The sequence below is a fragment of the Ruthenibacterium sp. genome, from assembly GCF_017421385.1.
In the GTDB taxonomy this organism is placed as follows: domain Bacteria; phylum Bacillota; class Clostridia; order Oscillospirales; family Ruminococcaceae; genus Ruthenibacterium; species Ruthenibacterium lactatiformans.
Map to the genome: position 1 here is coordinate 1 of NZ_JAFOIN010000104.1, position 4,877 is coordinate 4,877.

The following is a 4,877-nucleotide window of genomic DNA, read 5'->3' on the forward strand; positions in this document are numbered from 1 at the left end:
CAGGGGCGGGGCGCCGCCGTTTTTGCGGGCCAGCGGCACGCGGCAGAACAGCACGGCGCCGGCCACGGGCGGCGCCGCCCACAAAAGCACGATCCATTGCCAGCGCGCGGCGCCCCACACCGCCAGCAGGCCCGTGGTGGCCAGCACCACGAAGATCTGCCCCCAGGCGAAAAACGAGTGCAGCATGCTCATGCTGCGGGCCTTGCGCTCCTCCGGGATGGGCAGCGCGTCCAAAATGGGGCTGAGCAGCAGCTCCTGCAGGCCGCCCGCCGCGGCGAACAGGAACATGCCCGCGCAAAAGCCTGCAAAGGGCCTCTGGGGGAACAGTATGGGGGCGGCGGCAAACAGGCCCAGCCCGGCCGCGCTGACGAGGGGAGCGGCCACGGCAAACGGGCGGAAGCCGTATTTTTCCACCGGCTTTGAGAACAGGACGTCGGACGCGACCTGCGTGATGAAATTCAGCGAGACAAGGATGCCGAAATCGGTAAAGCTGAGGCCGTACAGGCCGCGCAGCGGCACATACAGAATGGCAAAGCAGCTGCCCACAGCCTGAAAAAAATTTGCAAAGCAGCAGGCCCACAGCGTGGAACGGTACCGTGCTTCCATAACAAACGCGCTCCGTTTCTGTTGTTGGATGGTGTTTTGTTTGTTCCCGCGCCGCGGGAAAAGGACAGGGGCCGTCCTGCGGAGCGGGCCGCTGCGCCCGCGCCCATTTGGCAGGACGGCCCCGGAGTTGGCCTTACAGCCGCGCTTTTCAGGCTGTCCGGAAGGCGGCGCTCTCAAGCCCCCGGGCGGCGCGCCGTTCCCGGCGCGGTATTTCTTTAAGGCAACACCGCACAATTCTAAGAGTCGAATCGCGCCGGCAGATTTTTTGGCAGGTTAAACAAAAAGCGCAGCGAATACTTTGTGTATTCGCGAGCATTTTTGTGACAGTTGCCGGAAAATCTGCAAGCGAGGCGACGCTTAAGGCTTCAGCCGTAAATTGTGCGGTGTTGCCTTAAGCCAGCCGGCTCTCGATCTCAGCGGCCACCCGCTCGCGCAGGGCCAGCAGGTAACCGGCGCCGCGCGGGTAATCCCGGAATGTCATGGGCCGCATCTCCGCGTCCGCATAGATCAGCTCCTCCACGAACGCGCGCCCGGCAAGCTGCTCCAGCAGCTGCAGCGCCCGCAGGTCCAGCAGCGCGTCGTCCTGCACCTCCGCGCGCACCGACGAAAGCGGCGCGCCGTCCGGGCCGGGATATACAAGGAACGGGTCTCCCGAGGGGAATGCATAGTCGGCGTGCGTCACGCGGTACGGGTCCACAGGATGCAGTGAAAACTTGGAATTGTAAAAATTGTACCCCCAGTGCAGGAAGCCCTTGATGCCGTACAGGTACATCAGCACGCCCATGATGCGGTTGCGCGCGCTCTCCATGGCGAAAAAGCGGTTGGGCACAAGGCTGCTCTGGGCACAGCAATAGTACACCCACAGCCCGGGCACCTGCGCGTCGATGAACGGCTGGATGTGGTCGTTGGCGGGCACGGGCTGGCGCACAAGGCCCTGCCTGTAAAATTCAAGGCTGCTGAGCGCGTCAATGACCTGGCAGCCCTCCAGCAAATCCTCCGCCTGGGCTTTGGCCGCGCGGTAGGAATCCAGATGCTCGGGCGACGGCTCGTCGGAGATGTGGTAGTACACATGCTCTTTGTCGTAGCCCATGCCCTCCAGCGCGGTGCGCAGCGCCGGCAGGAACGCCTCCAGAAACGCGCGGTATTCCGCGCTTGCCGCCGGCACGTCCCAGCCGAAGATGCGCCGCTCCTGCCCATCCACCACGGCCATGATCTTGGGCGTGGCGTGCGCGCCCCATTGGGTGAACAGATGGGCGATCTCCAGATATTCCACGCCGTGGCGCCTGCACAGCCCGGCCCAGCGCCCGAGCTTTTCAAAGCCGAAGGAATACACCCCGGCGTCGCGGCGCACGTCCACAAGCTGCACGGTCAGCCGTTCGCCGTTTACGGCGGTGTCCAGCGGCGGCGTGAACACGGGCGTGAGCAGCATATTGATGCCGTGCTCCTCCCCCGCCGCGCGGATGAAATTCTCCAGGATGCGCCAGTGCTCTTCGCTCAGCGGCGCAACGCCGTAATAAGAGGCCAGGCAGTCCGCATGGAACCACTCGGTGTGCAGCAGCGTCTGGGCGGGCAGCCGCGCCCGGCCCACGCACAGCGTAAAGCGGCAGGTGAACGCAAGCCCGGCCGCGTCTGCGTCCCGGTAGAGCACGCCGTTGGGCATCCTCTGCTCCTCCACGGCCCGCGCCGTCACGGCCACCTCATACGCGCCGGGGGCCGCGTCCGCGGGGATATCCCAGCTCAGCCACACGCTGCGGTACTGGCGCGGCAGCGGTGTAACCGCGGGCGCCTCCAGCGGGGCCAGCAGGTCCGGGAACAGGCCCGGCTCCTTCGTGATGTAGTGCTCGTCCGCGCTTTCGTAGCAGGGATAATCGGAGGGCATCAGCTCCACGGCGCGCAGAACGGCGGGCGCAGGCGCGCCGTCCGCCTCGATGGTAAAGCTCTGCACGGGCATGCCCGGCGCGGCGTCGTCCGCACGGTATACGAGCTGCACCGCGGCGCGGGCGCCCCGCCAGACGGAAAGGCGCGCGCCGTCCGAAAGCGCCGCGGGGCGCTGTGCCGGGAATACCTTCTCCAGAGAAGACGCAAGGAAAAATTCATATCGGGCCATAAGACGAACTCCTTTTATGATCTGAGTGTATTTCGCAGCTTGTCGAAAAAGCTGCGCTTTTGCGCCAAACTGCCTGCGAACAGGGCCTGCGGCCCCGTTCGCCGCGTACGGCGGCCTTCGGCGGTCGCTTCGCTCTACACGCCTCGGCACTAGCCCTGCGGGGCGTCGCGGGGTTGCCCTAGATGAAAAAGGGGCGTCCACACGCTAAGAGCCGCGCTTTCAGCGCGGTTGTCCGCAGGGGAGGCTTCGCACCGCTCCGACACGCGCCTGCGGGCGCAGTCTCCACCCCTTTTTGGCGGCATTCGCCGCGTGGCTTGCACTTTGCTGCGCAAAGATGCATGGCTTTGCCACCGCCAGCCTTTTCCCCGGACGCTTCTTTTCCTTCTTTGCCTTTTTCGACAGTCTGACTTCTTTCATATTACCCTTTGATCCCGGAAAGCGCAATCCCTTCCACAAATTCTTTCTGCAGCGCGACATACAAAAGGAACGGCGGCAGGAACGCCAGCGTGGAGCCGGCCATCACCAGGCCGTAGTTGGTGGAGTAGTTGCCCTTGAGCGCCGCAATGGCCAGCGTCAGCGTCTGCATGCGCTCGTCCGTCACGGTGACAAGGGGCCACAAAAAGTCGTTCCAGCAGGTGATGAACGTAAAGATGGTGAGCGAGACGAGCACCGGCTTCACCAAAGGCACCACCACGGAGAGGAACAGCCGGTTTTCACCGCAGCCGTCAATGCGGGCGGCCTCGATGAGCTCGTCCGGCACGTTGACCATGAACTGCCGCACCAGAAACACGCCGAACGCGTTCAGGATGGGCAGCATCAGCGCGATGTGGGTGTTCATCAGCCCCAGGTTTTTGATGATGGTGAACACCGGGATGAGCGTCACCTGCCCGGGTATCATCAATGTGGCAAGATAGACCATGAACAGCTGGTCGCGCCCCGGAAAATGCTTTTTTGCAAAGCCGTAGGCGGCCATGGCGCACACGATGCAGTTGAGCACGCACGCGCCGCCTGTGACGATGACGCTGTTCAGCAGGTTGCGCCCGATGTTGAAGTTGCTGAACACGCGGGCATAGTTTTTGAAGCTGAACTCCGCGGGATCGAACCGGAGGTCCAGCACGGTTTTCTGCGTGAGGGAAACCAGGCCCATGTACACAAAGGGCAGCAGCGCAAACAGCGCCATTGCCAGCAGCACGGCCCCCAGCACCGCGCGCGCGGCGTTTTTTTTCGCTCTGCGGCTCATCAGTCCTCACCGCCCTTCAGCAGCAGCTTCTGCAGGCCGGAAACGGCAAGCACGAACACGAACATCAGCATGGCCACGGCGCTTGCGTAGCCCATATTGTACTCTTTGAACGCCGCGTTGTAGGTTGTGAGCACCAGCGTCACGGTGGAGGTGCCCGGGCCGCCGCCCGTCATGGTGTACACCAGGTCGAACACCTGGAACGACCAGATGGTCCCCAGCGTCACCACAAGGAACGTCACGCTGGAAAGCCCCGGCAGCGTGATCTTGAAAAAGCGCTGGAACGCATTGGCGCCGTCCACCTCGGCCGCCTCGTACAGGCTGCGCGGGATATCCATGATGCCCGCGAAGTAAATAACGAGGAAGTACCCCACGTTTTTCCACACGCTGACGATGCAGACGCTGAGCATGGACGTGAGCTTGCCGCCCAGCCAGTTCACCGAGGGCAGGCCGAACGCATGGATGATGCTGTTCACCACGCCGCGCGGCGACAGCAGCGTGAACCACAGCGTGCCCACAAGGATGGCCGACGCAATGACGGGCACGAACAGCGAGCTTTTTACAAAATTGCCGAATTTGTTGTGGAACAGCTCGGCGATGACCGCCGCCAGCACCAGCGAGCCGGCTGTCTGCAGCGGCACGGTGATCACCGTAAAGACCACCGTGTTTTTCAGCGAGGCGCGCACATAAGGGTCCCTGAACAGGCGGATGTAATTGTCCAGCCCCGTCCACTGGGGCGGCTGCAGCACATTGTACTTCGTAAAGCTGAAGTACAGGCTCATCAGGATGGGCACCACCGAGAATACCAGGATCAGCACGAGGCTGGGCAGGATATACAAAAAGCCCTGCGCAGCCTCCTTTCTGCGATTGATCATAACACACAACCCCTTTTATCCAGGCGGCGGGCAGGCGCGCCGCGCCTGCCCG

The 4,877-nt window shown here is 63.2% G+C and carries 4 protein-coding genes; all 4 read right to left on the minus strand.

Going from position 1 to position 4,877, the window contains the following annotated elements:
* A partial coding sequence (locus IIY41_RS12485) for an MFS transporter (protein ID WP_287401012.1) occupies nucleotides 1-606 on the minus strand: 606 nt, incomplete at its 3' end.
* Nucleotides 607-997: 391 nt separating this feature from the next.
* Entirely contained in the window at nucleotides 998-2,713 is a 1,716-nt protein-coding gene (locus tag IIY41_RS12490) for a DUF4091 domain-containing protein (RefSeq protein WP_117460818.1), read from the minus strand.
* A 418-nt stretch (nucleotides 2,714-3,131) separates the two neighbouring features.
* A complete protein-coding gene (locus tag IIY41_RS12495) occupies nucleotides 3,132-3,953 on the minus strand; it encodes a carbohydrate ABC transporter permease (RefSeq protein WP_009324310.1) in 822 nt (273 codons plus the stop codon).
* Nucleotides 3,953-4,825, minus strand: a complete 873-nt coding sequence (locus IIY41_RS12500) for a carbohydrate ABC transporter permease (protein ID WP_050006253.1) — start codon at nucleotides 4,823-4,825, stop codon at nucleotides 3,953-3,955. Before IIY41_RS12500 ends, IIY41_RS12495 begins: the two co-directional genes overlap by 1 nt.
* Nucleotides 4,826-4,877 lie beyond the last annotated feature (52 nt).

What these genes read in the sequence shown, in the direction of transcription:
- IIY41_RS12490 (WP_117460818.1), bottom strand. Translation starts at nt 2,713, where the DNA reads ATGGCCCGATATGAATTTTTCCTTGCGTCTTCTCTGGAGAAGGTATTC.
- IIY41_RS12495 (WP_009324310.1), bottom strand. Translation starts at nt 3,953, where the DNA reads ATGAGCCGCAGAGCGAAAAAAAACGCCGCGCGCGCGGTGCTGGGGGCC.
- IIY41_RS12500 (WP_050006253.1), bottom strand. Translation starts at nt 4,825, where the DNA reads ATGATCAATCGCAGAAAGGAGGCTGCGCAGGGCTTTTTGTATATCCTG.